The 24,676-nt window shown below is 72.3% G+C and carries 26 protein-coding genes; 6 read left to right on the forward strand and 20 right to left on the reverse strand.

Features of this window, described 5'->3' with window-relative positions; all coding sequences use genetic code 11:
- Window positions 1-218: 218 nt before the first annotated feature.
- The 11 genes from ACFO4E_RS04345 to ACFO4E_RS04395 form a co-directional block, all read right to left on the reverse strand.
- Window positions 219-1,646 carry an Nramp family divalent metal transporter gene (locus ACFO4E_RS04345; protein ID WP_378571704.1) on the reverse strand — a complete coding sequence of 476 codons (1,428 nt, stop codon included), beginning with the start codon at window positions 1,644-1,646 and terminating at the stop codon, window positions 219-221.
- Between the two features lie 108 nt (window positions 1,647-1,754).
- On the reverse strand, window positions 1,755-2,915 hold the full coding sequence (locus ACFO4E_RS04350; protein WP_378571705.1) for an enolase C-terminal domain-like protein: 1,161 nt from the start codon (window positions 2,913-2,915) through the stop codon (window positions 1,755-1,757).
- Window positions 2,916-2,985: 70 nt separating this feature from the next.
- A complete protein-coding gene (locus ACFO4E_RS04355) occupies window positions 2,986-3,936 on the reverse strand; it encodes a phosphoglycerate dehydrogenase (protein WP_378571706.1) in 951 nt (316 codons plus the stop codon).
- Window positions 3,933-5,174, reverse strand: coding sequence for a sialidase family protein (locus ACFO4E_RS04360; protein ID WP_378571707.1), 1,242 nt, complete (start codon window positions 5,172-5,174; stop codon window positions 3,933-3,935). The genes ACFO4E_RS04355 and ACFO4E_RS04360 overlap by 4 nt, the downstream gene beginning before the upstream one ends.
- Window positions 5,171-5,944, reverse strand: coding sequence for an HpcH/HpaI aldolase family protein (locus ACFO4E_RS04365; protein ID WP_378571708.1), 774 nt, complete (start codon window positions 5,942-5,944; stop codon window positions 5,171-5,173). The genes ACFO4E_RS04360 and ACFO4E_RS04365 overlap by 4 nt, the downstream gene beginning before the upstream one ends.
- Before the next feature lie 94 nt (window positions 5,945-6,038).
- Entirely contained in the window at window positions 6,039-7,043 is a 1,005-nt protein-coding gene (locus ACFO4E_RS04370) for an aldo/keto reductase (protein ID WP_378571709.1), read from the reverse strand.
- On the reverse strand, window positions 7,040-7,915 hold the full coding sequence (locus tag ACFO4E_RS04375) for an ATP-binding cassette domain-containing protein (RefSeq protein WP_378571710.1): 876 nt from the start codon (window positions 7,913-7,915) through the stop codon (window positions 7,040-7,042). Before ACFO4E_RS04375 ends, ACFO4E_RS04370 begins: the two co-directional genes overlap by 4 nt.
- Window positions 7,912-8,823 (reverse strand): ABC transporter ATP-binding protein, encoded by a 912-nt coding sequence (locus tag ACFO4E_RS04380; RefSeq protein ID WP_378571711.1) that lies wholly within the window; start codon window positions 8,821-8,823, stop codon window positions 7,912-7,914. Before ACFO4E_RS04380 ends, ACFO4E_RS04375 begins: the two co-directional genes overlap by 4 nt.
- Complete coding sequence (locus tag ACFO4E_RS04385; RefSeq protein ID WP_378571712.1) at window positions 8,820-9,782, reverse strand: ABC transporter permease; 963 nt, start codon at window positions 9,780-9,782, stop codon at window positions 8,820-8,822. The genes ACFO4E_RS04380 and ACFO4E_RS04385 overlap by 4 nt, the downstream gene beginning before the upstream one ends.
- Window positions 9,779-10,714 (reverse strand): ABC transporter permease, encoded by a 936-nt coding sequence (locus ACFO4E_RS04390; protein WP_378571713.1) that lies wholly within the window; start codon window positions 10,712-10,714, stop codon window positions 9,779-9,781. The genes ACFO4E_RS04385 and ACFO4E_RS04390 overlap by 4 nt, the downstream gene beginning before the upstream one ends.
- Before the next feature lie 3 nt (window positions 10,715-10,717).
- Window positions 10,718-12,295 (reverse strand): ABC transporter substrate-binding protein, encoded by a 1,578-nt coding sequence (locus tag ACFO4E_RS04395; RefSeq protein WP_378571714.1) that lies wholly within the window; start codon window positions 12,293-12,295, stop codon window positions 10,718-10,720.
- Window positions 12,296-12,969: 674 nt separating this feature from the next.
- On the opposite strand from ACFO4E_RS04395, the gene ACFO4E_RS04400 reads away from it, so the two are divergent.
- A complete protein-coding gene (locus ACFO4E_RS04400; protein WP_378571715.1) occupies window positions 12,970-13,758 on the forward strand; it encodes a DeoR/GlpR family DNA-binding transcription regulator in 789 nt (262 codons plus the stop codon).
- A gap of 42 nt (window positions 13,759-13,800) precedes the next feature.
- Here ACFO4E_RS04400 and ACFO4E_RS04405 read toward each other — a convergent pair whose 3' ends face one another.
- Genes ACFO4E_RS04405 through ACFO4E_RS04415 form a run of 3 tightly spaced genes read right to left on the reverse strand, consistent with a single transcriptional unit; the run spans window position 13,801 to window position 15,970 of the window.
- Window positions 13,801-14,598 (reverse strand): ABC transporter permease, encoded by a 798-nt coding sequence (locus ACFO4E_RS04405; protein ID WP_378571716.1) that lies wholly within the window; start codon window positions 14,596-14,598, stop codon window positions 13,801-13,803.
- On the reverse strand, window positions 14,595-15,608 hold the full coding sequence (locus tag ACFO4E_RS04410; RefSeq protein ID WP_378571717.1) for an ABC transporter ATP-binding protein: 1,014 nt from the start codon (window positions 15,606-15,608) through the stop codon (window positions 14,595-14,597). The genes ACFO4E_RS04405 and ACFO4E_RS04410 overlap by 4 nt, the downstream gene beginning before the upstream one ends.
- Window positions 15,605-15,970: a hypothetical protein gene (locus ACFO4E_RS04415; protein ID WP_378571718.1), complete on the reverse strand. Its 366-nt coding sequence runs from the start codon at window positions 15,968-15,970 to the stop codon at window positions 15,605-15,607. The genes ACFO4E_RS04410 and ACFO4E_RS04415 overlap by 4 nt, the downstream gene beginning before the upstream one ends.
- A gap of 103 nt (window positions 15,971-16,073) precedes the next feature.
- Between ACFO4E_RS04415 and ACFO4E_RS04420 the strand changes: the two genes are divergently transcribed.
- Both ACFO4E_RS04420 and ACFO4E_RS04425 read left to right on the forward strand, forming a co-directional pair.
- On the forward strand, window positions 16,074-16,475 hold the full coding sequence (locus ACFO4E_RS04420; RefSeq protein ID WP_378571719.1) for a GntR family transcriptional regulator: 402 nt from the start codon (window positions 16,074-16,076) through the stop codon (window positions 16,473-16,475).
- A 219-nt stretch (window positions 16,476-16,694) separates the two neighbouring features.
- A complete protein-coding gene (locus tag ACFO4E_RS04425) occupies window positions 16,695-17,819 on the forward strand; it encodes a DUF1648 domain-containing protein (protein WP_378571720.1) in 1,125 nt (374 codons plus the stop codon).
- 36 nt (window positions 17,820-17,855) lie between these two features.
- On the opposite strand, the gene ACFO4E_RS04430 is transcribed toward ACFO4E_RS04425, so the two are convergent.
- Window positions 17,856-18,575 (reverse strand): haloacid dehalogenase type II, encoded by a 720-nt coding sequence (locus ACFO4E_RS04430; RefSeq protein ID WP_378571721.1) that lies wholly within the window; start codon window positions 18,573-18,575, stop codon window positions 17,856-17,858.
- Between the two features lie 82 nt (window positions 18,576-18,657).
- Between ACFO4E_RS04430 and ACFO4E_RS04435 the strand changes: the two genes are divergently transcribed.
- Entirely contained in the window at window positions 18,658-19,197 is a 540-nt protein-coding gene (locus ACFO4E_RS04435) for a CGNR zinc finger domain-containing protein (protein WP_378571722.1), read from the forward strand.
- A 24-nt stretch (window positions 19,198-19,221) separates the two neighbouring features.
- Complete coding sequence (locus tag ACFO4E_RS04440; protein ID WP_378571957.1) at window positions 19,222-19,608, forward strand: NUDIX hydrolase; 387 nt, start codon at window positions 19,222-19,224, stop codon at window positions 19,606-19,608.
- Window positions 19,609-19,705: 97 nt separating this feature from the next.
- Here ACFO4E_RS04440 and ACFO4E_RS04445 read toward each other — a convergent pair whose 3' ends face one another.
- From ACFO4E_RS04445 to ACFO4E_RS04455, 3 genes are all read right to left on the reverse strand, one after another.
- Entirely contained in the window at window positions 19,706-20,842 is a 1,137-nt protein-coding gene (locus ACFO4E_RS04445; RefSeq protein WP_378571723.1) for a hypothetical protein, read from the reverse strand.
- A 103-nt stretch (window positions 20,843-20,945) separates the two neighbouring features.
- On the reverse strand, window positions 20,946-21,122 hold the full coding sequence (locus ACFO4E_RS04450; protein WP_378571724.1) for a DUF397 domain-containing protein: 177 nt from the start codon (window positions 21,120-21,122) through the stop codon (window positions 20,946-20,948).
- Window positions 21,119-21,925: a helix-turn-helix domain-containing protein gene (locus tag ACFO4E_RS04455; RefSeq protein ID WP_378571725.1), complete on the reverse strand. Its 807-nt coding sequence runs from the start codon at window positions 21,923-21,925 to the stop codon at window positions 21,119-21,121. Before ACFO4E_RS04455 ends, ACFO4E_RS04450 begins: the two co-directional genes overlap by 4 nt.
- 300 nt (window positions 21,926-22,225) lie before the next feature.
- Here ACFO4E_RS04455 and ACFO4E_RS04460 point away from each other — a divergent pair, with 300 nt between their 5' ends.
- Entirely contained in the window at window positions 22,226-22,657 is a 432-nt protein-coding gene (locus tag ACFO4E_RS04460; RefSeq protein ID WP_378571726.1) for an ATP-binding protein, read from the forward strand.
- Window positions 22,658-22,879: 222 nt separating this feature from the next.
- On the opposite strand, the gene ACFO4E_RS04465 is transcribed toward ACFO4E_RS04460, so the two are convergent.
- Both ACFO4E_RS04465 and ACFO4E_RS04470 read right to left on the reverse strand, forming a co-directional pair.
- A complete protein-coding gene (locus tag ACFO4E_RS04465; protein ID WP_378571727.1) occupies window positions 22,880-23,497 on the reverse strand; it encodes an FMN reductase in 618 nt (205 codons plus the stop codon).
- Window positions 23,494-24,666, reverse strand: coding sequence for an LLM class flavin-dependent oxidoreductase (locus ACFO4E_RS04470; RefSeq protein WP_378571728.1), 1,173 nt, complete (start codon window positions 24,664-24,666; stop codon window positions 23,494-23,496). Before ACFO4E_RS04470 ends, ACFO4E_RS04465 begins: the two co-directional genes overlap by 4 nt.
- Window positions 24,667-24,676 lie beyond the last annotated feature (10 nt).

Here is a 24,676-nt window from a genome sequence, read left to right on the forward strand (position 1 = left end):
CCGGCACGGCGGCTCGTGCCGGGCGGCGGAATGCCGGACCCCGTCCGGGGCCGGGCCGCGGACGGCGCCTACCGGGCGCGGTCCGGTCCGCACGGCGCCCGCCGGGCGCGGCGCGGCGCGGCGCGGCGGAACGGATGCCGGACGCGGTCCGGCCCGTCCCCACCGGCGGGCCGGACCGCGGTCGCGGGGCCGCCCCGTCAGCGGGGCGGCGCGCGGCGTCACTCGGGGACGCCGAGCCCGAACACCTCGATGATGCTGTACACGCCCAGGACCCCGATGGCGATGCTGCTCAGGACGAGGGCCCCGGTCAGCCACGGGTTGGCGCGGAAGCGCCGGTCGACCTCGGTGGTGCGCAGGTGCCAGACGGCGATCACCACGGCGAGCAGGAAGATGCCGGTGGCGACACCGCCGATCTGGACCATGATCACCGGCGACTGGATGAACAGGAAGAAGGACGCCCACAGCGGAGGGAAGCACCAGGTCAGGATGCGGATCATCCGGCGCCGGGCCGCGACGTCGGTCCAGTCGATGACGCCGAGCAGGCCCAGGGTGTTGGTCCACAGCCGCGGCACGCTGGCGGTGGAGCCGATGTTGGTGGACCACAGCACGGCGATCGCGCCGATCAGGAACACGTACTGCGCCCAGGGGCCCATGGTGTCGGTGTACATGCGGGCGAGGGTGGTGATCATGTCGTTGCCCTCGGGCACCAGGTTCTGCGGGTGCAGGACCGAGGCGCCGATGACGTAGAACGCCAGTGTGCACAGCGTGCAGACCAGCCACGACACCAGCACGTCCAGCCGCATCACCCGCAGCCATCCCTCGGCGCGGCGGGCCCGATCCTCGGTGCCGTCGTCGGGGCCGGTCCAGCGGGCGTAGCCCTTCTCCATGCACCAGTAGGTGTAGGTCGTCATCTCGTCGGCGCCCACGCCCGTCATGCCGAACATGGCGACGGCGATACCGATCGTGCCGGCGGGGATGGCGAAGCTGAGCCCGGTGGCCAGGTCGGCCGAGCCGTAGCCGAACTCGGTCAGCGGCAGCCCGAGCGCCAGGCCCACGGTGGAGAAGGTGAAGATGCCCACCGAGATCGCCGCGGCGCGTTCGACGATGCTGTACTTGCTGCTCTGGAGCAGCAGGATCGTCGTGACGGTGATGATGACCGTCCACACCACCATCGACGGGAAGGACAGGGCCTCGCCGTAGATCGGCCACAGGATCGACAGCGCGGCCGCGGTCCCGCCGATGATGCCGCCGCGTTGCAGCATCTTCGCGAAGTCCATGCCGATCCACAGCCAGTTGATCCAGCCGACCCGGCCGATCTTCGGCCCCACCTGGCTGTAGCCCTCAAGGGCCGGCTTGCCGGTCAGGATGGTCCAGCGCGCCAGCTCCATCTGGATCCAGACCTTGACCGCGGTGCTCATGATGACCAGCCACAGCAGCACGAACCCGGCGCGGGCGCCCAGGGAGGTGGTGACGATCAGTTCGCCTGAGCCGACGACCGCCGCCGACAGGACCAGCCCCGGTCCCAGGTAGCGCAGCCGGCCGGCGAAGGTCGTCGGGGCCTCGCGCGCGTCCTCCGGACGCAGCGCGTAGGGGTCGGCGACGTCCGGCGGCGGCGCCGAGCCCGGGTCGGCGGTGGTGTTGGACATGGTGGGGCCCTTCGTGCGGGGCCCGGCGCCGCCGTGGGGCGCCGGGGTTCAACGGGATGGGGGCGACGCTGCGGGCCCGTCCAGGGGCGGCCCGCCCGCGCGCGGAGATCAGCCGAATTCGCGCGTCTCGACCGTGTGCGCCTCGATGACGTCCCAGTCGTAGGCCACGCCGATACCGGGCCCTTCCGGCACCGGCACGCAGCCGTCGGGGCCGATGGCGTCGAGGCCGTCGCGGTAGTCGTCGGCGTAGATGAGCTGGCTGCGGCCGATCTCCGACGACTTGGGGTGGACGAACGACATCTCGTAATAGTTGGTGTTGCGGATGGAGGCCATGAGCTGGCGCTGCGCCGGCCCGGGGGTGTGCAGCTCGACGTCGAGCCCCAGGCCCTCGGTCGCGTGGGCGATCTTGAGCGCGCCGGTGATGCCGCCGTCGTACTCGGCGTCGGCGCGCACGAAGTCGGTGCCGCCGCCGACCGCGAAGTCCACGTGCTGCTCGAGCCCGCGCACGTGCTCGGTCTGCAGCAGCGGGGTGCGGATCAGCTCGCGCAGCCGCTTGTGGCCCTGGATGGAGATACCGCTGTCCTTGTAGGGGTCCTCCAGCCACAGGTAGCCGGCCTCGTCGCAGGCCCGGCCGACCTGCACGGCGTGGGCGAAGGTCTCCAGCTTGCAGCCGGGGTCGAGCATGAGGTCCATGGCGGGGCCCACGGCGTCGCGCACCGCGGCGATGGTCTCGACGACCTCGGCGACCTCGTAGTCGTCCCACACGTGCAGCTTGTAGGCGCGGTAGCCCAGCTCCTTGCACTGCACCGCGAAGTCGGCGTAGGCCCGCGCGCAGTCGAGGCCGCCGGCGCGGTCGCCGGCGGCGGTCGAGGCGTAGGCGGGCACCCGGGTCTTCCACCCGCCCAGCAGGGTGCGGATGGAGACGCCGAAGGCCCGGCCGGCGAGGTCCCACAGCGGGATGTCGATCAGCCCCATGCCCATCTTGTCGAACTTGCGGAGCTGCCGCTTGACGTCGTTGTAGATCAGCTCCCGCTGGAACGGGTCCTTGCCGATCAGGTAGTCGCCGAACATGTTGACCTGGGCGGCGGCGATGGAGTTGCCGCCGACGTACTCGCCGGTGACGCCCTCGTCGGTGTAGATCCGCACGGCGTAGGCGCTGACCGGCTTGCTGCTGCCGGGCTCATAGACCAGGGAGAACCCGGTGGGGTGCTTGGCGAAGTCGCGCATCTCGAACTTCGCCTTGTCGATGCGGATGCGCTCGATCTTCATGGGGTCCGCTGCTCCAAGTCTCGGGAGGGCCGATGTCGGGTGTCGGGTGGGCCGCCGGCGCCGGCGTGTGTCAGGTGGCCTCGTGCCGGGGCTCCCGGCCCGCCAGCACCCGGACGACGTCCTCGGCGACCATGACGCCCATGGTCCGGTTGGCCTCGCGGCTGCACGCGCCGATGTGCGAGGTCAGGACCAGGTTGGGCGCGGTCCGCAGGGGGCTCTCCCCCAGCGGCTCGACGGCGAAGGCGTCCAGCGCCGCCGCCCCGAGGTGCCCGCTGTGCAGCAGGTCGGCGAGCGCGGCCTCGTCGACCAGGCCGCCGCGCGCCGCGTTGACCAGGCAGGATCCAGCGCGCATCGATTCCAGTCGCGCGCGGTCCAGCAGCGGTGCCGCCCGGGGCTCGGCGGGCAGGTGCAGGCTGAGGACGTCGGAGCCGGTCACGCAGGTGTCCAGGTCGACACCGCGTGCGCCGTGCTCGGCGAACGCCTCGGGGGCCAGGTAGGGGTCGTAGGCGACGACGTCCATCCCGAACGCCCGGCCGTAGCCGGCGAGCAGCCGGCCGATCCGGCCGAACCCGATGATGCCGAGGGTCGAGCCCGCCAGCTCGCGGCCGAACGGCTTCGGCCAGCCGCCGTCCAGGACCTCGGTGTGGGCGCGGCCGATCTTGCGGGTCGCGCTGAGGATCAGCCCGAACGTCAGCTCCGCGACGGCGCGGGAGTTGCTGCCGGGGGCGTAGACGACGCGGATGCCGCGCTCGCGGGCGGCGTCCAGGTCGATGTTGTCCACGCCCACGCCGTGCTTGGCGATGACCTTGAGCTTCGGCCCGGCGTCCATGGCCTCGGCGGTGATGCCGTCGAGCCCGACGATCAGCGCGTCCGCGCCGGCGGCCAGTTCCAGCAGCTCCGCGCCCGGCAGCGCCCGGTCGTCGTAGGGGCGCACCGCGGCGGCGCCGGCGCGTTCCAGGACCCGCCACGGCTCGTCGGAGAACCGGCCGAAGGTGGGCGTGGTGATCAGGGTGGTCGTCACGCGGGGACGCCCTCCTTGGGACGGCCGGCGGCCGCGGCCCAGTCCGGGGTGACGCGGACGTGCTTGATGGCCTGCCGGTGGTAGGTGAACGCGATGTGCAGGTCGCCGTCGGGGCCCTGGACGACGGAGGGGTAGGACAGCTCCCGGTTGAGCCCGTCGCGCGAGTTGTTGGTCATGCAGTAGCCGTCGCCGGTCTGCACGTCCCGCCGCAGGGGCCAGGTGCGGCCGCCGTCGGGCGAGATGGCCAGCGTCAGCGGGGCGCGCGGGGTCCCCCAGAACGCGGTCCGCGCGCCCTTGGCGCCGGGCGGCGGCGCGGGGGCGGGTGCGGGGGGCGCCTCGGCGAGTCCGTCGTCGCCGATCTCGTCGTAGAGGGACACGCGCCGCTCGGTGGTGCCGGTGGCGCGGGCGTCGTTGTAGACGAGCGCGATCCGTCCGTCGCCCAGCCCGGTGACCTGGATGGAGGAGTTGTTGTTGGGCAGTTCGGTGGGCACCGGGACCGTCCAGCTGCGGCCCTCGTCGGTGGAGCGGGACTCGTGGATCGCGTCGGCCCAGCGGCTGCGGAACAGCGCGAGCAGGGTGCCGTCGTCCAGCGGGACGATGTTCATGTGCACGCACCCGGTGCTGCCCGGGATCTCCTGGTGGCGCCAGGTGGCACCCGCGTCGTCGGAGACCAGGAGCCCGCTGGTGTCGAGGTCGCCGACCCACTTGCCCTCGGCGGGCCGCACGCAGTGGAAGACCGGCAGCAGCCACCGGCCGGAGTCCAGCACCACGATCGGCTGGCGGACGAACACCCCGCCGGTCGCCGAAGCGGGGACCAGGGTGCGCACGGGCCCCCAGGTGTGCCCGCTGTCGTCGGACACCCGCACACGGACCTCGGCGGTGTCCTGGTTCCCGGCGTGCTGGGCGGTGTAGAGCAGCCACAGCGCGCCGCCGGGCGCCGCGAAGAGCACGGGGTTCTGCTCGGAGCGGGTGGTGTCGTCGGACAGCCGGACCGGCCGCGACCAGGTATCGGAGCCGGCGGGCAGCCGGGAGAACCAGACGCTGATGTCGGCCACTCCCTCCTGGGTGCCGCCGAACCACACGCAGCCGAGGTCGCCGTCGGGCAGGACGGCCAGGTTGGCCGCGTGCGCCTGGACGGTGGGCGCGGGCAGGAACGCGTCGCCGCGTCCGGGGTCGCCCTGGGCGGGACGCAGCCGGCCGTCGGCCGGCAGCGCCCCGGGGGCGGGCCCGGCGCTCATCGCGCGCCGTCCCGGCGGGCCGCGGCGAGGTGGCCGGCCGCGGCCTGCTCCAGGTGGACGAGCTCGCTGGCGACGGAGGCGAAGGTGAAGCCCTCGTCCAGCCGCCGGGCGGCGACCTCGCCGCTGGGGGTGTGGATGCCCGCGGCGATGCCCGCGGCGGCGGCGGCCTCGCGCACCCGGACCACGGCGGCGTTGAACACGTCGTCGACGGCGGGGTCGGTGGACGTCGCGCCGCCGACGGCCAGGCGCAGGTCGGAGGGGCCGACGTAGATCCCGTCGAGGCCGGGGGTGGCGCAGATCGCCTCGACGTCCTCCAACCCCTGCGGGGTCTCGATCATCGCCAGGACCAGCGTGCTGTCGTTGGCCTCGGCTGGCACGGGGCCGATGCGCAGCATGGAGCGCATGGGCCCGTAGGAGCGGATGCCGTGGGGCGGGTAGCGCGTGGCGGCGACCGCGGCGGCGGCGTCGGCCGCGCTGTTGACCAGGGGCACGATCACCCCGGCGGCCCCGGCGTCGAGCGCCCGGCCGATCGGGGTGGGGTCGTTGGCCTCGACCCGGACCAGCCCGGCCGAGGTGCCGCCCGCGTCGATGGCGAGCAGCCCGTTGAGCATCCCGGAGTAGCCGAAGAGGCCGTGCTGGGCGTCGAGGGCCACGTAGTCGTAGCCGAGCCGGGCGAGGCGTTCGGTGGCCACCGGCGCGTCCAGCAGCGCCCAGTAGCCGATGGCCTTCTCACGGTTGCGGATCTTGCGGGCGAACTCGGCCGCGGTCATGGTGGGGACAGCTCCTTCGTGTCGGTCGGTCGAACGGGTCCGGCGGTGCAGCGGGGCCCGGGGGCCCGGTGTGCGGCGCTCGCGCGCGGCGCGGTCAGCGGTTGTAGGCGGGCATGGGGCCGTTGAGGGTCGCGCCGACCTCGTCGCAGGCCGCGACCACGTCGGCGGGCAGCGGGCCGGCCGCGGCGGCGGCCAGGTTGGCCGACAGGTGCTCGACCTTGGACCCGCCCAGCAGCAGCGACCCGACTACGGGGCGCGACAGCAGCCAGCGCAGGGACAGGTCGGTGAGCGCCAGCCCCGCACCGTCGGCGATCTCGGACAGGGAGGTCACGGCGGCGAAGAGCGCCGGGTCCCAGTAGCGCTGCCGGTACATGGCCGCGAGCCGCGAGTCGCCGAACCGCCCGCTCGCGGGGTCCTCGTCGAAGCGGTGCCGGCCGGTCAGCAGCCCGCCGCCGAGCGGGTTGTAGACCATGGTGTGCAGGCCGGTGGTCGCGGCGAACTCGACGTACTCGGTCTCGATGCGGCGGGCCAGCAGGTTGTAGAGCTGCTGGGCGACCACCGGGCGCGGGGCTCCGGCGGCGTCGGCGGCGTGGTTGAGCTCGCCGATCTGCCAGGCCGCGTAGTTGGAGACGCCCAGCGCCCCGATCTTGCCCTCGGCGACGAGCCCGGCCACCGCGCCCAGGGTCTCGGCCAGCGGGGTGGCACGGTCGGGCTGGTGCAGGTAGAAGAGGTCCACCCGGTCGGTGCCGAGGCGGCGCAGGCTGCCGTCGAGCGAGGCCCGCAGGCCCTGCGCTGACAGCGGCGCGTGGTCGCCGGCGTCGGGGTGCGGGATCCCGGCCTTGGTGGCCAGCACGATCCGGTCGCGCCGGGCCGGAAGCAGGTCGCGCAGGATCTCCTCGCTGGCGCCGCCCGCGTAGCCGTTGGCTGTGTCGACGCCGGTGACGCCCGCGTCCAGCGCGGTGTCGAGCATCCGGGCCGCGCCGTCGGCGTCCACGGTGTCCCCGAACGTCATGGTGCCGAGGACCAGCGGCGACAGCGGGACGTCGATGCCGGGCAGCCGGGCGGGGGCGGGGTGGGCGGCGGTGGGGCCGGAGGTCATCGGGCGGCTCCTTCGGTGGCGGTCGCGGTTGCGGTCGGGGCGAGGGCGGCGGCGAGGACCGCGCGCGGCTTGCGCCCCGTGATGGTGGCCGGGTCGAGGGCGGCGCCCCGGAGGGCGCGCGTGTAGGGGTGCTCGGGCGTGGCGAGCACGCGGTCGGTCGGGCCGCGCTCGACCACCCGGCCGTCGCGCATCACCAGGACGTCGTCGCTGATCTCGCGCACGACCCCGAGGTTGTGCGAGATGAACAGGTAGGTCAGGCCGCTCTCGCGCTGGATCTCGCGCAGCAGGTCGAGCACTTGGGCCTGCACCGACACGTCGAGCGCGCTGGTGGCCTCGTCGCACACCAGCACATCGGGACGGCTGGCCAGCGCGCGGGCGATGCCCACGCGCTGCCGCTGGCCGCCGGAGAACTCCGGCGGGCGGCGCTCGCCCGCTGAGGCGGGCAGGCCGACCCGGTCGAGCAGTTCGGCGGCGCGCGCGGCGCGTTCGGCCCGGGAGCGGACCCCGCTGAGGCGCAGCGGTTCGGCGACGATCTCGGCCGCGGTCAGGTGCGGGTCCAGGGAGCCGTAGGGGTCCTGGAAGACCATCTGGATGCGGCGGCGCAGCGGGCGCAGCCGCCGCTCGGGCATCCGGGCGATGTCCTGGCCGTCGAGCAGGATGGTCCCGGCCGTTGGGGTGAGCAGCCGGACCAGGGCGCGGGCGATGGTCGACTTCCCGCAGCCGGACTCGCCCACGACGGCCAGCGTGCGGCCGCGCCCGACGGAGAAGGAGACGCCGTCGACGGCGCGGAAGACCCCGGAGGGCACGGGGTACTCCACGACCAGGTCGCCGACCTGGAGGATCGGGGTTTCGGGTGCGGCGGTGCCGGTCATGCCGGGTCTCCCTTCGCGGCGGCGTGCGGGGCGGGGGATCCGCCCGCGGCGGGGGCGCCGTCCCAGGGGCCCAGGGACGGGACCGCGCTCAGGAGGGAGCGGGTGTAGTCCTCCACGGGGGCGCCGACGATCTGCTCGGCCGTGCCGCTCTCCACGAACCGGCCGTCGCGCATGACGTGGATGCGGTCGGAGACCACCCGGGCCACCCCCAGGTCGTGGGTGATCATCAGGATGCCCACCCCGGTGCCGGCCTGGAGCTCCAGCAGCAGGTCGAGGATCCCGGCCTGCACGGTGACGTCGAGGGCGCTGGTGGGCTCGTCGGCGACGATCAGCGACGGTTCGCCGGCCAGGGCCATGGCGATGAGGACGCGCTGGAGCATGCCGCCGGAGAGCTGGTGGGGGTAGGCGCGCAGCCGCCGCTCGGGCTCGGGGATGCGGACCTGGGTGAGCAGGTCGACCGCGCGGGACCGGGCCGCGGCCCGGTCCAGGCCGGGGCGGCGCAGCCGCACGACCTCCAGGAGTTGGGCGCCGACGCTGTGCACCGGGCTGAGCGCGGTCATGGGGTCCTGCGGGACGAGGGAGACCGCGCGGCCGCGCACTTTCGCTGCGGCGCGCGGGTCGGCGATCACGTCGTGGCCTTGGACGCGCACGCTCCCGGAGAGGACCGCGAGGTCGTCGGGGAGCAGCCGCAGCACGCCCATGGCGGTGGTGGACTTGCCCGACCCCGATTCGCCGATGATGGTGACGGTCTCGCCGCGGTGGATCTCGAAGGAGACGCCGTCGACGGCGCGGACCACCCCGTTGTCGGTGACCAGCTCGATCTGGAGGTCGGTGACGCTCAGCAGCGGCTGCGGGGCGGCGGGGGTCCCGGCCTCTGCCGCGACGGTGCCGGAGGCGGTGGCGCTCATGCCGTGGTCTCCTTCCGGGTGGCGAGGGCGCCGCGCGGGCGCCGGGAGCGGTCGCGCAGGCCGTCGCCGAGCAGGTTGACCCCGACCACGAGCAGCACGATGAACAGGCCGGGCAGGGTGACCAGCCACCACGAGGTGGTGATGTAGTCCTGGCCGTCGGAGATGATGCGCCCCCAGGTCGCGAACGGGCGCTCGGGGCCGGCGCCGAGGTAGCTCAGCGCGCTCTCCAGCAGGACCGCCTGGGCGAGCAGCAGCAGGATCACCAGGGTCGCCCGCCGCACGATGTTGGGCAGGACGTGGCGGACCAGCACCGACACCCGCCCCAGCCCCAGTACCCGGGCGGCGTCGACGTAGGGTTTCTCGCGTTCGACGATGACGAGCGATCTCGTGAGCCGGGCGACCTCGGGCCACTGGGCGATGGCGATGACGCCGGTGATGACCGGGACCGAGGGCCCGAACAGGGCCACCACCAGGAGCAGCATCATCAGCAGGGGCAGCGACATCTGCGCCTCCAGCACCCGGGAGACGACGGAGTCGACCCAGCCGCCGAAGTAGCCGGCCGCCGCGCCGGCGATGATGCCGATGATGCCCGAGACGACGATCGCGAGCAGGCCGATGGTCAGCGACACCTGGCCGCCGTGCAGCACGCGGGCGAGCAGGTCGCGGCCGAGCTGGTCGGTTCCGAACAGGTGGCCGTCGGTCAGCGGCGGGAGCCGCCGCGCGTCGAGCTGCTGCTCGTCGGCGCCGGGGATGGGCAGCACCCCGGCGAGGACCACCGGGACGACGACCAGGAGTGTGCAGATCGCGCCCGCCCACAGCCGGGCGGCGGCGCCCTTGCGGCGCCGGGTGGCGCCCGCGCGGGAGAGGTCGCGCGCCGTGACCCGGCTGGGGCGGGCCGCGGGGCCGGCGGCGCGCGCGGCCGGCACGGAGCCGGCGGGGGTGGTGGAGCCGGTGGTCATCGTCGGACCGCCTTCCCGATGCGGACCCGCGGATCGAGGAGCGGGTAGGCCAGGTCGATGAGGAGCTGGACGAGGATCGCCAGGGCGGCGGTCACGAGCACGGTGGCCTGGATCAGCGGGTAGTCGCGTGTCTCCAGGGCGCGCACCACGAGGGAGCCGACACCGGGCCAGGCGAACACGACCTCGACCACCACCACGCCGTTGAGCATGGCCGCGAAGCGCGTGCCCAGTGCGGTGAGCACCGGGATCGCCGCGTTGCTCATGGCGTAGCGCCAGGTGAGGGCGCGTTCGGAGACGCCGCGCGAGCGCGCGGCGGTGAGGTAGGGCGCGTTGAGGTTGGCGGTCATCTCGCGGCGCACGAGCCGCGAGACGAGCGCGATCTGCAGCAGCGCGACGGTCATGGTGGGCAGGACGATCCCGCCCCAGGTGGCGAACCCCGATGCCGGGAGCACCGGCACCAGCACCGCGAACACGGTCAGCAGCATGACGCCGGACCAGAACTCCGGCATCGACTGGGCGGCGACGGTGCCGACGTCGGCCCCGATCTCGCGGGCGGTGTTGGCGCGCCGCGCCATCCACACGCCGAGGGGCAGCGCCAGCAGGGTCGTGACGAGGATGGCGGAGGTGGCGAGGGTGGTGGTGTAGGGCAGGCGCTCCATGACGACGTCGAACGCGGGCGCCTGGAAGGAGTAGGAGGTGCCGAGGTCGCCGGTGAGCATGTCCCGGACGAAGATCAGGTACTGCACCATGAGCGGCTGGTCCAGGCCGAACTGCTCGCGGATGCGCTCCAGGTCCTCGGTCGTGGCGAGCGGGCCGGCGAAGGAGGTGGCGGGGTCGCCGGGGGCCAGCCGGATCAGCACGAACACGGCGGAGACGGTCAGGAAGACCGTCAGCGCGCTCTGGCCGAGGCGGCGCAGGAGGTAAAGGGCCATGGCTCAGCCGTCCAACCGGGTCGCTGCGAGGTCGTAGGAGTTGCTGGCCTCCAGGGCGAGGCCGGTGACGCGGCGCCGGCGCGCCAGCACGGAGTTGGGCACGAACGCCCACAGGCACGGCCAGGTGTTCCAGACCGCGTGCTGGACCTCTTCGGCGAGCGCCTGGCGGGCGTCGTCGTCGACTTCGCCGTAGGCCCGGTCGAGCAGGTCGGTGATCTCGGGGATCACGTAGCCCTGGTAGGTGTCGCGGGTCTCCTCCTTCTCGGCGGTGCCGCCGAACATCCCCTGGACGGTCGGCAGGGCCAGGCCGGTGGGACTGGCGAACCCGTTGCCCAGGACGTCCCAGTCGCCGGCGCGGCCCTGCCGCCACAGGGAGATGTCGCCGCCGGGCTCGAACTGCTGGAGGGTGACGTCGACGTCGATGGCCTTGAGCATCTGGAGGACGGCCTCCATGACGGTGGTGTCACTGGCGAACTCCCCGGTCTCCCAGATGAGCTTGAGGTGCAGGTCCGCGGGGTGGACCCCGGCCGCGTCCAACAGCTGGCGGGCCTTGCGGGGGTCGTAGGTGTAGGTGCCGGTGGGCACGGCGCCGGTCAGGGCGCTGGAGACGACGCCGTCGGCCTGGGTGACCGAGCCGACCAGGACGTCCTCGACCAGCCGCTCGCCGTCGATGGCGAAGGTCAGCGCCTCGCGGACGCGGGCGTCGGCCAAGGGGTGGTCGCCGGGCTTGCGGAAGTTGTAGAAGAGCTGGTTGATGCGGGTGCCCGGGACGCTCTCCATGGCGACGTCGGGCAGGCCCACGAGCTGTTCCTGGGAGTCGGGCGAGATCGTGTCGATGACGTCGACCTCCCCGCTGCGCAGCGACACCACGCGGCTGGACTCCTCCGGCAGGAACCGGACGCCGACCCTGGCGATGCCGGGGCGGTCGCCCCAGTAGTTCTCGTTGCGTTCGAGGGTGTAGGTGCCGGTGCCGCGGTTGGCGGCGGTGACGGTGTAGGGCCCCGTGCCGATGCCCGACTGGAGTTCTTCGGGGGCGTTGTCGGCGGCCGGGGTGATGAGGATGTTGGCCATCAGGTAGTCGAGGACCGGGAGCGGGCGCTCGGTGTGCAGGAGGAAGGTGCGGTCGTCGACCTCTTCGACCTCCGGCCACTCCGGGAAGAAGGAGGCCAGGAAGGAGCCGCTGACGTCCCGGTACATCTCCAGCGCGGTCGCGACGTCCTGGGGGGTGACGGGCGAGCCGTCGGAGTAGCGGATGCCCTCGCGCAGCCGCACCGTCCACTCGGTGGGGGCGGTCAGCTCGAACCGGTCGGCCAGGACCGGCTTGGGGGTCAGCTCGGGGCCGATGCGGGTGAGCGACTGCCGGACGGCGCGCTGCACGGTGACCGCGGCGTCGAACTGGTTGAGCTTGTTGTCGAGCGAGACCAGGGAGCGGTTCAGCGCCAGGGTGAGGGTGCCGGCGCCCTGGGCGCCGGTGGGCCCGGCGCACGCGCCGGTCGCCGAGAGTGCGGAGACACCGGCCACGGCGGCGCCGAGCCGCAGGAGACCGCGGCGGGAGAGCGCCGGCGATCCGGGTCGCGTCATGTTTCTGCCTCCCTGCCTGCGCGTCCGGGGTGTACGCACGGTCCGTCCGAAAGGCGCACGTGACCTGGTGTGACCCATGCCCGCAGCCTTGTTACCTGCGTCACCATGACACAACTGCGCATTTCGCGCAATGGGCGGTGGGTAATTTTGCGCGGTGAGGGCGATCGGTTTTCCGGCGGACCCCGCGCCCGGCCGCCGGGGGACCGTTGGCGCGGGGCCGCCGGACAGCCGCCCGCACACAGCGGAAAGGCGAGTTCACTCCATGTCCCGGCGGGGATGCCGGGCGGGTTCGCGACGCGGGGCTCGACAGGGGGTGGTCACCGGCCGGGCTCTCTGATTGAATGCGCGTTGTGCGCAGAACCGTCACGGCGGCCGTGCCTGCCCTGCCTCATGGGGGGTGGTCGCGGACACCGCGCGGCGACCGTGTCCCCCCGACCGTTCGGGTGTGGCCCGGGGGCGCCGCCCGGCGGTCCGGGTGTGGCCCGGGGCACCGCCCGGCGGTCGCGACCCGGCCCGCATCCCGAGTCGTCGGATCACCGGGCCGACGGCGTGGCCGACAGCGGACCGCGCCCGCCGCTCCGGTCCCGCAGTGCCGCCGCCGGTGGCATGATCGAGGCCGGTGCCGGCCGGCGGATCCGCCGCCGGTGCCGCCGAATTGATGTGAGAGGACGCCGATGCCCCGTGGTACCCGCGCCCGACGTGAGGCGATCGTCCGCCTCGCCACGACCTCCGGTCTGGCGAGCGTGGAGGAGCTGTCGGCGACCTTCGGCGTGACCCCCTCCACCATCCGCCGGGACCTGGCCCAGTTGGAGGCCGCCGGCGAACTGGCGCGGACCTACGGCGGCGCCATCGCGCTGGTCGCCCACCCCGAGGCGTCGCTGCGGCAACGGCTGGGCGAGGCGTTCGAGGCCAAGCGCTCCATCGCACGGTGGGCGGCGGCCCGGATCGGCGCTGGCGAGACCGTGCTCCTCGACGCGGGGTCCACCACGGGCGCGCTGGCGCACGAACTGCGCAACGCACGCGATCTGACCGTGGCCACGACCGGGATGACCGTGCTGGAGCAGCTGGCCAACGCCGAGTACGTGCACGTGGAATGCCTCGGCGGAACGCTGCGCCACCTCAGCGAGGGGTTCGTCGGCCCCCTCACCGAGGCCGCGCTCAGCCGGATGACGTTCGACCGGGTCTTCCTCGGCGCGGACGGCGTGACGGCGGAGGACGGGATCTGCGAGGCGAGCCTCCAGCAGACCCGCCTCAAGGAGCTGATGGCCCAGCGCTCGGAGAAGGTCTACGTCCTGGTCCACTCCGCGAAGCTGGGCCGCCGCCCCTTCCACGCCTGGGCCCGCCTGCCCGCCGGCTGGATCCTGGTCACCGACTCCAAGGCCGACCCGTCGTCCCTGGCCCCGTTTCACGCCCGGGGCGTGGAGGTCGTCGTCGCCCAGCCGGACGGAACCGTCCGCACCTAGGCGCGGCGACGGGCACCGCGGCCGGGGGCCGCTCCCCTGGTGTCAGTACACGTCCCGGCGCATGGGCACCAGCACCGCGGCGGCGGCCGCCGCGAGGGCGTAGCCGGTGAGGAGTGCGCCGCCGCCCGCGGGTGGCAGCAGGGACACCGGGGACGACGACAGCTGGTCGGCCAACGCGTCCGTCAGGTAGGTGAAGCCGGTCAGCGAGGCGGTGGCGCCGCCGGGCAGCAGCGGGTAGAGCAGGTTGACGCCGGGGATCATCATCAGGATGACCTCGCCCGTGTAGAGGTAGCCGACCACGACGGCCAGCGCCGCGATCTGATTGCGGATCAGCGCACCGGCGGCGACCCCCAGCAGGGTGTAGACCCCCATCGCCACCGCCAGCCGGGCGAGCAGGGCCAGGATGTCGGCGGCGGGCATGCCGGGGGTGATCCCCTGCGCCGCCACCGGGCCGAAGAACCCGGCCGCGGCGGTGCCGGCGAGCACCAGCCCGTAGACCAGGCCGGCGGCACCGTAGGTGACGAGCTTGGCGGTCAGCACCTGCCAGCGCCGCGGCGCGGACAGGAAGGTGTAGGTGGCCGTCCGGTGGCGGTATTCGGCGGTCATGGCGAGGGTGCCGAGCGCGGCGGGGACGAACACCGTGAAGCCCAGCATGCCGAGGATGGACCGGACGCCTTCGCGGGTGTCGATCCCGGGCATCGGCGGGTCGAAGTTCTGCGGCCCGACAGCGGTCAGCAGACCCACCAGGCCGCCGCCGAGGAGCGTCGCCGCCCCCAGCGCCCACAGCCACATGCGGGTGGCCGACAACCGCCGGAACTCCGCCTTGATCAGTGCGGTCATCGCCGGTTCCCTTCGGGGGTCGTGGCCTGCGGCGGGACCGCCGCCGGAGGTGGTCCGTGCGCGTGGAGGGCCGTCCGCGGCGCGGGGTCCCCGTCTCCGGTCAGCCGGAAGAACAGCCGCTCCAGGCCGGCCTCTTCGGCGGTGAGGCCGTACACGCGCAGGCCCTTGGATCCGGCGAGGTCGGCGATGTCCGCGTCCCGCATGCCGTAAACGCGCAGCCCGTCGTCGGACACCGTCTCGACCCGGGTCCGGCCGCCGCCGGCGCTCAGCAGGGCCGCACGCAGTTCCGCCGCGTCCGGCGACCGGACGAGCACGGTCGCGGGCAGGTCGCGCTCCATCTCCCGAAGCGGTCCCGCTGCCACCAGGCGGCCCTTGCTGATCATGACGATGTCATCGACGACCTGCTGCATCTCGCTCAGCACGTGGCTGGAGACGAGGACCGTGCGCCCCTCGTCGGCCAGGCCGCGCAGGAACCGGCGCAGCCAGGCGATGCCCTCCGGGTCGAGGCCGTTGCTCGGCTCGTCCAGGAGGAGCACCCGTGGGTCGCCCAGCAGCGCGGTGGCGAGGCTGAGGCGCTGGCGCATCCCCGTGGAGAACGTGCGGGTGCGGCGGTCGGCCGCGTGCGCGAGCCCCATCCGGTCGAGCAGCTCGTCCACGCGGGACTCCGGATGGCGGCCCATGGTGCGGTAGATGCGCAGATGGTCGCGGGCGGTGTGGTCGGGGTGGAAGGCCGACGCGTCCAGGACGGCGCCGACGGTCTGCGAGGGCCGGCGCAGCTCCGCGTAGCGCTTCCCGCCGATCGTGGCGGTTCCGGACGTGGGAGCGACCAGCCCCAGGATCATGCGCATGGCCGTTGTCTTGCCGGCGCCGTTCGGCCCGGCGAACCCCGTCACGACGCCCGGCTCCACGGTGAAGGAGAGGTCCTCGACGGCGCGGACGGAGCCGAACCGCTTGGTCAGGCCCGTGACGTCGATGCGAACGCCGGGTCCGCCGTCGTGCCGTGTGGTCATCTGTTCCTCCCCTGCCCGACGCGCCGGGCGAGCTGTTCGGCGTCGGCGAGGGAGAGGACGAGCTCGTCGAACTCGCCGCCGGCGGCGGCGCGGTCCAGTTCGATGTGCAGGCCCGGCTGACCGCGGTAGGCGGCCACGAGCTGGCGCGGCCCGCGGAACAGCCCCCAGACGCCGACCTTGGCGACCCCCGAAACATGGAGCCCCTTGCGGGCGCCGCGGGCCGCGCGCAGCGGATCGCCGACCCGGGCCGCCCGGCGGACCGCGCTCAAGGGGACCGTCAGCGAGGCGCGACGCGTCCAGGTCCGTTCGCCTCCGCTGAACTCGATCGCGAGCTCGGTGTCCGAGACCTTCATCAGTGCCATGGGATCCGCCCCTCTCTCGGGAGCCGGGCCCGTCCCTCGGATGGGACCGCACCCCCGGTGGTGTATCTGTTGTAGCATATGTAGAACAGATAGAGTCAAGGGTGTGCAGCTACTCCTCGACCTCGACAGCGAAGTGCCGATCTATCAGCAGATCCGGGACCGGGTGGTGGAAGCCATCGCGGAAGGGGCGCTGGCGCCCGGCGCCGGGCTGCCGTCCACCCGGCAGCTGGCCCTCGACCTGGCGATCAACTTCCACACCGTCAACAAGGCCTACGACCTGCTCCGGCGCGAGGGCTTCATCCGCATCAACCGCAAGAGCGGCGCCGCGGTCAGGCCCGACGTCAAACAGCCGTCGGACGAACTGCGCGCCGGGGTCGACTGGGAGGGGCGCATGCGCACGCTCCTCGCCGAGCTGGACGTGCGCGGCATCGCGAAGGAGGAGGTGATGGCATATGTCGAGGCGACTCTCGACCGTTTTCCCGCCCGGGACGACGAGCAGCGGTAGTCCGCGCCGAGGCGCGCCGGACCCCCACCGCTCCCGGCGGCCGGGGAGCCGCCACCGATCGACCGGACCGGGGTACGACGGACCGTCATCACCGGTCCCGGCCCACAGGCCCGGGAAGCCGCCACGCCGTCAGGCGTGCTGCGGGTTCTCTCTCCGAGACTCTTCCATCCAGGCATGCAGCGGGTTCTCTCCCCGAGACGCCTCCATCACAACGAACAGGTGAACACCGTGCCGGCCGTCAACGCAGCCCTCACCCTCGGCATCCTGGCCTGCCTCAGCGCCGTCTTCTACGTCGCACCCAGCCGGCTGTTGAACCCGCGGGCCGTGCCCTTCGGCGTCCGCGTCCCGCCGGACAAGGCGGACGCCCCCGAGGTCACGGCGGAGCGCACGCGCTACCGCAGGCACCTGCTCGCGTCGGCGGCGCTCGTCGCCGTCCCCACCGCCTCCCTCACCGCCGTCCTCGACGGCCCCGCCGTCGGGGCGACGGGCGGCGGCCTCCTGCTCTGCGCCGTCACCGCGGTCCTGTGGACCCGCGCCCACAACGGCATCGCCGACGCCAAGAAGCGCGGCGGCTGGTACGAGCAGGCGCGGCAGGGAGCCGTCACCGACACCTCTCTGCGCACCGATCCCGTGCGGATGCCCTGGCCGTGGGCGATCCCCTCCCTCGCCATCATCGGCGTGACGGCCACCGTCGGCGCCATCGTCTATCCGGGCCTGCCCGCCGAGATCGCCCTGCCCCAGCGCTCGCCCGGCGGAACCGTCTACCGGGTGTACCCGACCACGATCTGGAGCGCGTTCAGCCTCGTCTTCGCCCAGGTGATCGTCACGGCGACCATGATCGGCGTCATCGCCGGCGCGCTGCGCACCCGCGCCGACCTCGATGTGGCCCGCCCCAAGACCAGCGCCGCCCGGTACCGGCGCTACCTCGTCATCATGGCCCGCGCCCTGCTGGGCATCAGCGCCCTGGTCAATCTGATGATGCTCGGCCTGTCCGGGCTGATCTGGAGCGACGACCGCTCCCAGGAGCTCGTCCTGCTCGTGGCCGGCGTCCCCTCACTCCTCATCCTCGCCATCGTCGCCTACCTCGTCCTCCGTGTCGGCCCATCGGGGAGCAGGCTGCCCGCCGGCACGGCGGAGGCGGACTCCGGCCTGGTCCCCCGCGACGACGACCGCTTCTGGCACCTCGCGGGAACCGTCTACGTGAACGCCGACGACCCGGCGGCGCTGGTCCCCCGACGCGTGGGGATCGGCTGGACCGCCAACCTCGGCAACCTCCGCGTCGTCGCCGCCACCACCGTGGTCGTCGCCGTTGCGATGGGCGTGTCCGTGCTGATCTCCATGTGACGCCGCACCGGCCGCGCGCCGGCCGAACCGTCCCGGCTACCGCGCCGTCAGTGCCGCGGCCAGATCGTCGAGCCCGTCGAAGCTCCCGTCGAAGGAATCGGAGTCCGCCGGCGGATCCCCGACCGGTCGCCGGACATAGGCGGTCCGCATGCCGACCGCCTGGGCGGCGCGGAGGTCCCACGCGTGGGCTGCCACCATCAGCACGCGTTCCGGCGGGCACCCCGCGGTGTCGGCGGCGAGCCGGTAGACCTCCGGCGCGGGCTTGTAGGCCCGGACCGCCTCGCCGGACAGTGCTTGGTGCCAGCGCAGGCCGGCATAGGCGCTGAGCCGCAGCAGAGCGGTGCGACCGGCGTTGGAGAGCCCGATCACGGGACGCAGCCGCGCCATCCGCTCAAGCCCGGCGACGGAGTCGCCCCACGGAGGCAGGCGGCTGCCCGCCGCTGCCAGCCGGGCGACGGCCGCCGGATCGCCGATCCCGGCCTGGTCGGCCACACGCTGTGCGGCCTCCCGGTCCAGGACCTCGCTGCCGGCATACGGGCGCTGCCCGTGCGCGATGCGTCGCTGCTCATCCTCGATATGCCGCTGCCACAGCAGGAGCAGTTCATCGACGGACGTCTCGGCTGCCCCACCGGAGGCGTCGTCCGGCGCGGACACGGCGTCGCGGATCGCCGTCCGGAGCCCGCCGGGCTCGTCGACCAGCGTGCCCAAGACGTCGAAGACGACGACGTCAATGTCCATATCGCGGATCTCGGCCATGCGCTCTCCCGCTCGCGTCCTCGTCACCTGTTCAACAGGTGACGATGTTGCCATCGCCGTCGTCACCGGTCAAGATGGTGACGTGGCTTTCGCATTCGTGAGCGGCGACCCGGCCCTCGACCTGGCCGGCACCGTGGGCTCCCGCAGAGACGACCCCGCCGACCTCTTGGCCGCACCCGCCGACCTGGAGCGGTGGGTGGCCGAATGCGACGGCCTCCCGGACCGTGTCACCGCCAATGCCGCGGCCTTCACGGCCGCGCTGTCCCTCCGGGAGGCGGTCTACCGGCTCGCGCTCGACCGCGTGCTCGGCCGGCCCTTCGATCCGGACAGCCTGGCCATCATCAACAAAGCCGCGGCTGGACCGGTGCCCAGGGTCGAACTCAGCGACGCGGGGCTGCGCACATCGGGGGATCTGAGCGACGTACTCTCGCACCTGGCCAGAAGCGCGATCACCGTACTCGCCGACCCCGCCGCCCACCTCAAGGAGTGCAGCCGCCCGGGCTGCACCCGCATCTACCTCGACCGCTCCCGAGGCGCCAGACGCACCTGGTGCGGAATGGACGCCTGCGGAAACCGCATGAAGGCCGCCGCCTACCGGGCCCGCAAACGCACATCGCCCTGACCGACCGATCCGGCCCCGGCGCGAATCCGCGTCAACGACGTCCGGGCGCCTGTACCGCGGAGGGGACACCGGGCGCTCGACACCTGGTTGCTGCCCGGCGGGCACATCGAACGCGATGACACCCGGCTCATCGACGCCGCACTGCGCGAGCTGACGGAGGAGACCGGGATCTCCGCCTCGGCCATCTCCCCCACCGGGACACGGCCCTTGCACATCGATGTCCATCCGATCCCCGCCAATGACGCAAAAGGAGAGCCGGAGCACCGGCACATCGACTTCCGATTCCTCTTCCGAACGTCGGCTGATGTCGGGGAACTTCAAACCGAGGAGGTCCTCGACGCCGCGTGGCGCGCCACTGGCTCCATCGCCGATGAGACTCTGCGAAATCGCATCGCGCGCACACTGAACTGACCGAACCGGCCGCCCGGCGGGGACCACGTCCTTCGCCGACACGGCGTGCGGCCGGCCCGGCGACCGCTTCACAGCGGGGTCGGCTGCTGAACCTCGATCAGGACGGTGCGACGGCCACGTAGCGGACGTCGGTGTCGATTTCGGTGCGTTGGCTGTCGGTTTCGATGGAGAGGGTCCAGTCGTCGAGGACCGCCGTCGCTCCGGCTCTCAGTTGCCGCACTTCTTCTGCCGGGCCGGCGTCGGATTCGACCCACCTGTCGCCTTCGAGTCGGCGCTGGCCGTCCTCGGTGGCGGAATCGTCCTCGGCGGTGGAATCGTCCTCATCGGCCTGGAAGTACACGTTCAAAGCATCGTCCAGGTCCCACCACAGGCCGTCGATGTACACGTCGTGGTCGTCGCATTCGGTACCCGGCTCGGCGCTCACCGGGGCGGTCTCGCCCTCGCCTGATGCGACGTCGACGACGGTCACCGTGGCGCAGGCCCTCTCCTGGTTGCCCGTCAGCGCGACGTGAGAGCCGTCGGGGCTGAAGACGGCTTCTTCGACGGAGTCGGGTCGATCCGAGTCCAGCCGGCGGGGCTCGTCGTCGAGTGTCACGAGGTACGCCGGCATCAGGTCGTCGCCCGGCAGGCCGCCCGGATATGCGGCGAGCGCGGCACCGTCGGTGCCGGCGATCAGGTTCGGGCTCACCTGTTCGTCCAGGAAGCCGTCTTCGGTGGGCAGCGTCGTGTCCGTCTGCTGCGGTTCCGGCGATTCGGCGGCGAGATCCATGTGCACCACATGGTGGTCGTCATCCAGCCAGGCGATCCGGCTATCACCGAAGGGCACGACCGTCTGGCACTGGCATTCGAGCTGGCGGTCGCTGCACCCCTCGCAGGGCGCGGACACGACCTCACCGGTTTCAGCCGAGACCACGGAGAGCTCGTCGCCGAAGAGCAGGGTGTACGCATACTGGCCGTCGTCGGTGAACACCGGACGGGTGCCGAGGGCACTGAACGGGGCGCTGCCGATCTGCTCGGCGCCGTCCATGACGACCATCTCGCCCTGAGTGTCCAGCAGGTTCTGACCGAACTCGATCTTCATGTAGGCGTAGACGCCCGCCGCGACGGGAGGCTCCGACTCGCCCTCGGACGGAGCGGGCCCCTCCCTGGACGATCCGGTCAGCGCAACGACGACCGCCGCCACCCCCGCCACGACGAGGACGGCCACACCGATCGCCAACCAGCGTCTCGACATCTCGACCACCTTCGAAGCCGACCGTTCAGAGCCGTATGTCCGGCAATGAGCCCCAGACCGAGGAGGTTATCGCTCCGCACGCTCTTTGAGGGTCAAAAAACGGCTACAACCCGTCGATACCGCCGAGGAAGGCGACCCACTCACTGGCACCCAGGGAAAGAGTGGCGCCGTCACGGTCCTGGGTGTCGCGCACGTCGGCCCCGAATTCGTGTTCGCGAACCTCCACGCAGTTCGAGCCACCGTTACTGTACGTACTCTTGTGCCAATCCGGCTTGGTCATGGTTCCAACCTCTTCATCTCGTCCCGCAGCCTGCTCAGGCTCTCTTCCGGGCTCATCGCGACGCCTTGCAGCGACGCGAACTGCATCCGGTAGTTGGCGACGTCTACCGCGTCAGTGACCACCTGGCCCTCACGGATGGACTCAGCGATCAAGACATCAGCGACATGGTCCGTTGTGATGAGCTTAAACGCTCCCGAGTTTCCCGGATGCTTGGGCTCGGCCGCTGGAACCAGCTGCACGGTGATTCTCTCTCGCTCGGCCAGGTCTATCACGTGCGCGACTTGCTCCCGCATGATGCCCGCGGAGCCGTAACGCCGGAGGAGGATGGTCTCGTCCAGCACCAACCAGATCTTTGGCCTCGCGGACTCGGCTATGTACTCTGCCCTATTAGCGCGTTCCGCCGCCTGTTCCAGGACTTCTTCTTCGGTATTCCATTGCGCTCCGTACCGAATCAGAGCCTGTGCGTATGCCTCCTTCTGGAGATAGGCGGGAAACACCAAGACCTCGTACTCGTAGATCGCGCTCGCGCCATCGAGCATCTCGGCGATCTCGTACTTCCAGACCTCGCGACTGGAACCTGTCAGCTCCTTCCACAGGTGTGCTAGGCGGCCCCCGCCGAAGACCCCGTCGAGATCGGCCCTCAGTTTGGCGGAGGGTGTGGTCTTTCCGCGTTCGATGTCGGAGATCGTGCTTTTGCTGAGATTGACGCGTCGGGCCACTGATACCTGGGTGAGTCCGGCATCCTCTCGGAGGGTCCGCACTTCGCGCCCGTACCTGATGGCCACACGCTTGCTGGGTGGCATGCGGATATCCGATCACAGACGTCCAGGCCGGATCAGGGTTTTCCACAATTCTCCGGCGGAGTTGGGCCTCCGACGAATAACGACCAGCCCTCTTCACCTGCTGGTTTCCAAGCACGAAGCTGTTCTCCGTGGACGCGTCCGGACTTCCGTACCGCGTCCCCGACAAAAGGCCCCGCGACGGAGGCAACCGTCCGGGGTTCGGCCACAGCTGACTGAGGAGCTGGTGACGGTGTTCGACCCTATCCGCATGCGCCGATGCGCCCGCGTTCGCCCCTATCTGTTCCGTTTCGAGGGGCGGTGATGGCGGTGGTCTACTTCCAGCGATTCCCCGGGTGGGCGGACCAGGTCAAGCGGGCGCGGTCCTGGTGCGAGGGCCTGCTGACCGTCCACTGCGCGTTCGACATCCCCGGCGACACCGTCGCCTCCGCCGTCCTGCTGCTCAGCGAGGCGGCGACCAACGCCATCCGCCACACCGCCAGCGGACGCGGCGGGAAGTTCGACGTCACCCTCATGGTCGAACAGCGCCGGATCACCATCGAGGTCGAGGACGAAGGACGTCCCGCCGGCGGGACAACCCCCTTCATCCGCCCCATCACCCCCATGGCCCAGCACGGCCGCGGCATGACCCTCATCGACTACCTTGCCGACACCTGGGGCCCACTGCCCACACCCCGCCACGGCGTCGGATTCACCCTCACCTGGGGAAACCTACCCGGCACCGCCGCCGCCTGACCACGCGCGGCCCGGTCTCCACCTCTCCATCGGCGAGGGACGGGACCGGGTCGCCCCGTCGTGAGGGCTGCGCCCGCCGCCCCCGGGGCACAGCCCCCACGCACGCGGGACCGCCGATGCCGTCATCGAGCTCCGGCCTCGGCGGGTGTTCGGGGCGTCGGACACGCCCAGCGCCCCGAACGCGCCGGGCCGTCCGCGTGCGGGACGGTCCGGCACCTCCGGTCACTGGTCGCCGAGGAGGCGTTCGAACGGGGTGGGGTCCTCGTAGGGGTCGGGCTCCGGGGCCGCTGTGCGGCCCGCGATCAGGGTGGCGAGTTCCGTGCCGGCGCGGCGTGCGCGGTCGGTCAGGGCACCCGACGCGCCGCCGTCGCCGCCCCAGTCCTCTGATGCCGCGTAGACCGCGCTGGGTGCGACGACCGACCGCAGGTAGGCGAACATCGGGCGGATCGCGAACTCCAGCGCCAGGGAATGGCGTGCCGTGCCCCCGGTGGCGCCGATCAGCACCGGCGTGCCCTCCAGCGCGCCGTCCTCCAAGACGTCGAAGAACGACTTGAACAGGCCGCTGTAGGAGGCGTTGAACACCGGTGTGACCGCGATCAGCCCGTCGGCGCCGGTCACCTCCTCGATGACGCCGCGCAGGCCGCTCGGCGCGAACCCGGTGAGCATGGTGTTCATCAGGTCGTGGGCGTGGTCGCGCAGCTCCACCGTCTCCACGCGCGGGCTGTCGCCGTTCTCGCGCAGCGCCTCGGCGGTCGCCTCCGCGAGGCGGTCGGCCAGCAGCCGGGTGGACGACGGGCGCCCCAGCCCGGCGCTGACCACTGCCAGCGTGCGTTCGCTCATCGGGGGTCCTCCGTCGTCCGCGCGCTCTGCCCGGACCGGTCGTCCCGCTCCGTGTCCCGCGCGCCGTCCTCCTCCGCAGGGCGGTTCTCGGCGGCCCGCCGGGCGGCTTCCACGCGTGCGGCGTGGGTGGGCGCGTCCGGGACGTGCGCGGGGCGCGCGGCCTCGAACTCCTTGCGCAGCACCGGCACGACCTCCTCCCCCAGGATGTCCAGCTGCTCCAGGACGGTCTTCAGCGGCAGCCCCGCGTGGTCCACCAGGAACAACTGGCGCTGGTAGTCGCCGAAGTAGTCGCGGAAGGCCAGCGTGCGGTCGATGGCCTCCTGCGGGCTGCCCACGGTGAGCGGGGTCTCCCGGGTGAACTCCTCCAGAGAGGGCCCGTGGCCGTAGACGGGCGCGTTGTCGAAGTAGGGCCGGAACTCCTTCACCGCGTCCTGGGAGTTCTTGCGCAGGAACACCTGCCCGCCGAGGCCGACGATGGCCTGGTCGGCGGACCCGTGCCCGTAGTGCTCGAAACGGCGGCGGTACAGGCCGATCAGCTTCTGGTAGTGCTCCTTGGGCCAGAAGATGTTGTTGGCGAAGAACCCGTCGCCGTAGTACGCGGCCTGCTCGGCGATCTCGGGGCTGCGGATGGAGCCGTGCCACACGAACGGCGGGACGCCGTCCAGCGGGCGCGGGGTCGAGGTGAACCGCTGTAGCGGGGTGCGGTGCTTCCCCTGCCAGTCGACGATGTCCTCCCGCCACAGCCGGTGCAGCAGGTGGTAGTTCTCGACGGCCAGCGGGATCCCGTCGCGGATGTCCTTGCCGAACCACGGGTAGACGGGGCCGGTGTTGCCGCGCCCCATCACGAGGTCGACCCGGCCGTCGGCCAGGTGCTGGAGCATCGCGTAGTCCTCGGCGATCTTCACCGGGTCGTTGGTGGTGATCAGCGTCGTCGCCGTGGACAGGATGATCCGCTCGGTGCGGGCGGCGATGTGGCCCAGCATGGTGGTGGGCGAGGAGGGGATGAACGGCGGGTTGTGGTGCTCGCCGGTCGCGAAGACGTCCAGTCCGACCTCCTCGACCTTCTCGGCGATGGTCATGACGGCCTTGATGCGCTCGCCCTCGGTGGGGGTGCGCCCGGTGGTCGGGTCGGTGGTGACGTCGCCGACCGAGAAGATCCCGAACTGCATCTCCGAAGCC

The organism is Nocardiopsis mangrovi (assembly GCF_042653925.1).
In the GTDB taxonomy this organism is placed as follows: domain Bacteria; phylum Actinomycetota; class Actinomycetes; order Streptosporangiales; family Streptosporangiaceae; genus Nocardiopsis_B; species Nocardiopsis_B mangrovi.

Coding starts and splice junctions, on each gene's coding strand:
- ACFO4E_RS04390 (WP_378571713.1), bottom strand. CDS start 10,714: ATGGCCCTTTACCTCCTGCGCCGCCTCGGCCAGAGCGCGCTGACGGTC.
- ACFO4E_RS04455 (WP_378571725.1), bottom strand. CDS start 21,925: ATGCCACCCAGCAAGCGTGTGGCCATCAGGTACGGGCGCGAAGTGCGG.
- ACFO4E_RS04430 (WP_378571721.1), bottom strand. CDS start 18,575: ATGGCCGAGATCCGCGATATGGACATTGACGTCGTCGTCTTCGACGTC.
- ACFO4E_RS04395 (WP_378571714.1), bottom strand. CDS start 12,295: ATGACGCGACCCGGATCGCCGGCGCTCTCCCGCCGCGGTCTCCTGCGG.
- ACFO4E_RS04370 (WP_378571709.1), bottom strand. CDS start 7,043: ATGACCTCCGGCCCCACCGCCGCCCACCCCGCCCCCGCCCGGCTGCCC.
- ACFO4E_RS04380 (WP_378571711.1), bottom strand. CDS start 8,823: ATGAGCGCCACCGCCTCCGGCACCGTCGCGGCAGAGGCCGGGACCCCC.
- ACFO4E_RS04375 (WP_378571710.1), bottom strand. CDS start 7,915: ATGACCGGCACCGCCGCACCCGAAACCCCGATCCTCCAGGTCGGCGAC.
- ACFO4E_RS04415 (WP_378571718.1), bottom strand. CDS start 15,970: ATGGCACTGATGAAGGTCTCGGACACCGAGCTCGCGATCGAGTTCAGC.
- ACFO4E_RS04345 (WP_378571704.1), bottom strand. CDS start 1,646: ATGTCCAACACCACCGCCGACCCGGGCTCGGCGCCGCCGCCGGACGTC.
- ACFO4E_RS04365 (WP_378571708.1), bottom strand. CDS start 5,944: ATGACCGCGGCCGAGTTCGCCCGCAAGATCCGCAACCGTGAGAAGGCC.
- ACFO4E_RS04465 (WP_378571727.1), bottom strand. CDS start 23,497: ATGAGCGAACGCACGCTGGCAGTGGTCAGCGCCGGGCTGGGGCGCCCG.
- ACFO4E_RS04410 (WP_378571717.1), bottom strand. CDS start 15,608: ATGACCACACGGCACGACGGCGGACCCGGCGTTCGCATCGACGTCACG.
- ACFO4E_RS04385 (WP_378571712.1), bottom strand. CDS start 9,782: ATGACCACCGGCTCCACCACCCCCGCCGGCTCCGTGCCGGCCGCGCGC.
- ACFO4E_RS04470 (WP_378571728.1), bottom strand. CDS start 24,666: ATGCAGTTCGGGATCTTCTCGGTCGGCGACGTCACCACCGACCCGACC.
- ACFO4E_RS04360 (WP_378571707.1), bottom strand. CDS start 5,174: ATGAGCGCCGGGCCCGCCCCCGGGGCGCTGCCGGCCGACGGCCGGCTG.
- ACFO4E_RS04350 (WP_378571705.1), bottom strand. CDS start 2,915: ATGAAGATCGAGCGCATCCGCATCGACAAGGCGAAGTTCGAGATGCGC.
- ACFO4E_RS04400 (WP_378571715.1), top strand. CDS start 12,970: ATGCCCCGTGGTACCCGCGCCCGACGTGAGGCGATCGTCCGCCTCGCC.
- ACFO4E_RS04445 (WP_378571723.1), bottom strand. CDS start 20,842: ATGTCGAGACGCTGGTTGGCGATCGGTGTGGCCGTCCTCGTCGTGGCG.
- ACFO4E_RS04460 (WP_378571726.1), top strand. CDS start 22,226: ATGGCGGTGGTCTACTTCCAGCGATTCCCCGGGTGGGCGGACCAGGTC.
- ACFO4E_RS04450 (WP_378571724.1), bottom strand. CDS start 21,122: ATGACCAAGCCGGATTGGCACAAGAGTACGTACAGTAACGGTGGCTCG.
- ACFO4E_RS04405 (WP_378571716.1), bottom strand. CDS start 14,598: ATGACCGCACTGATCAAGGCGGAGTTCCGGCGGTTGTCGGCCACCCGC.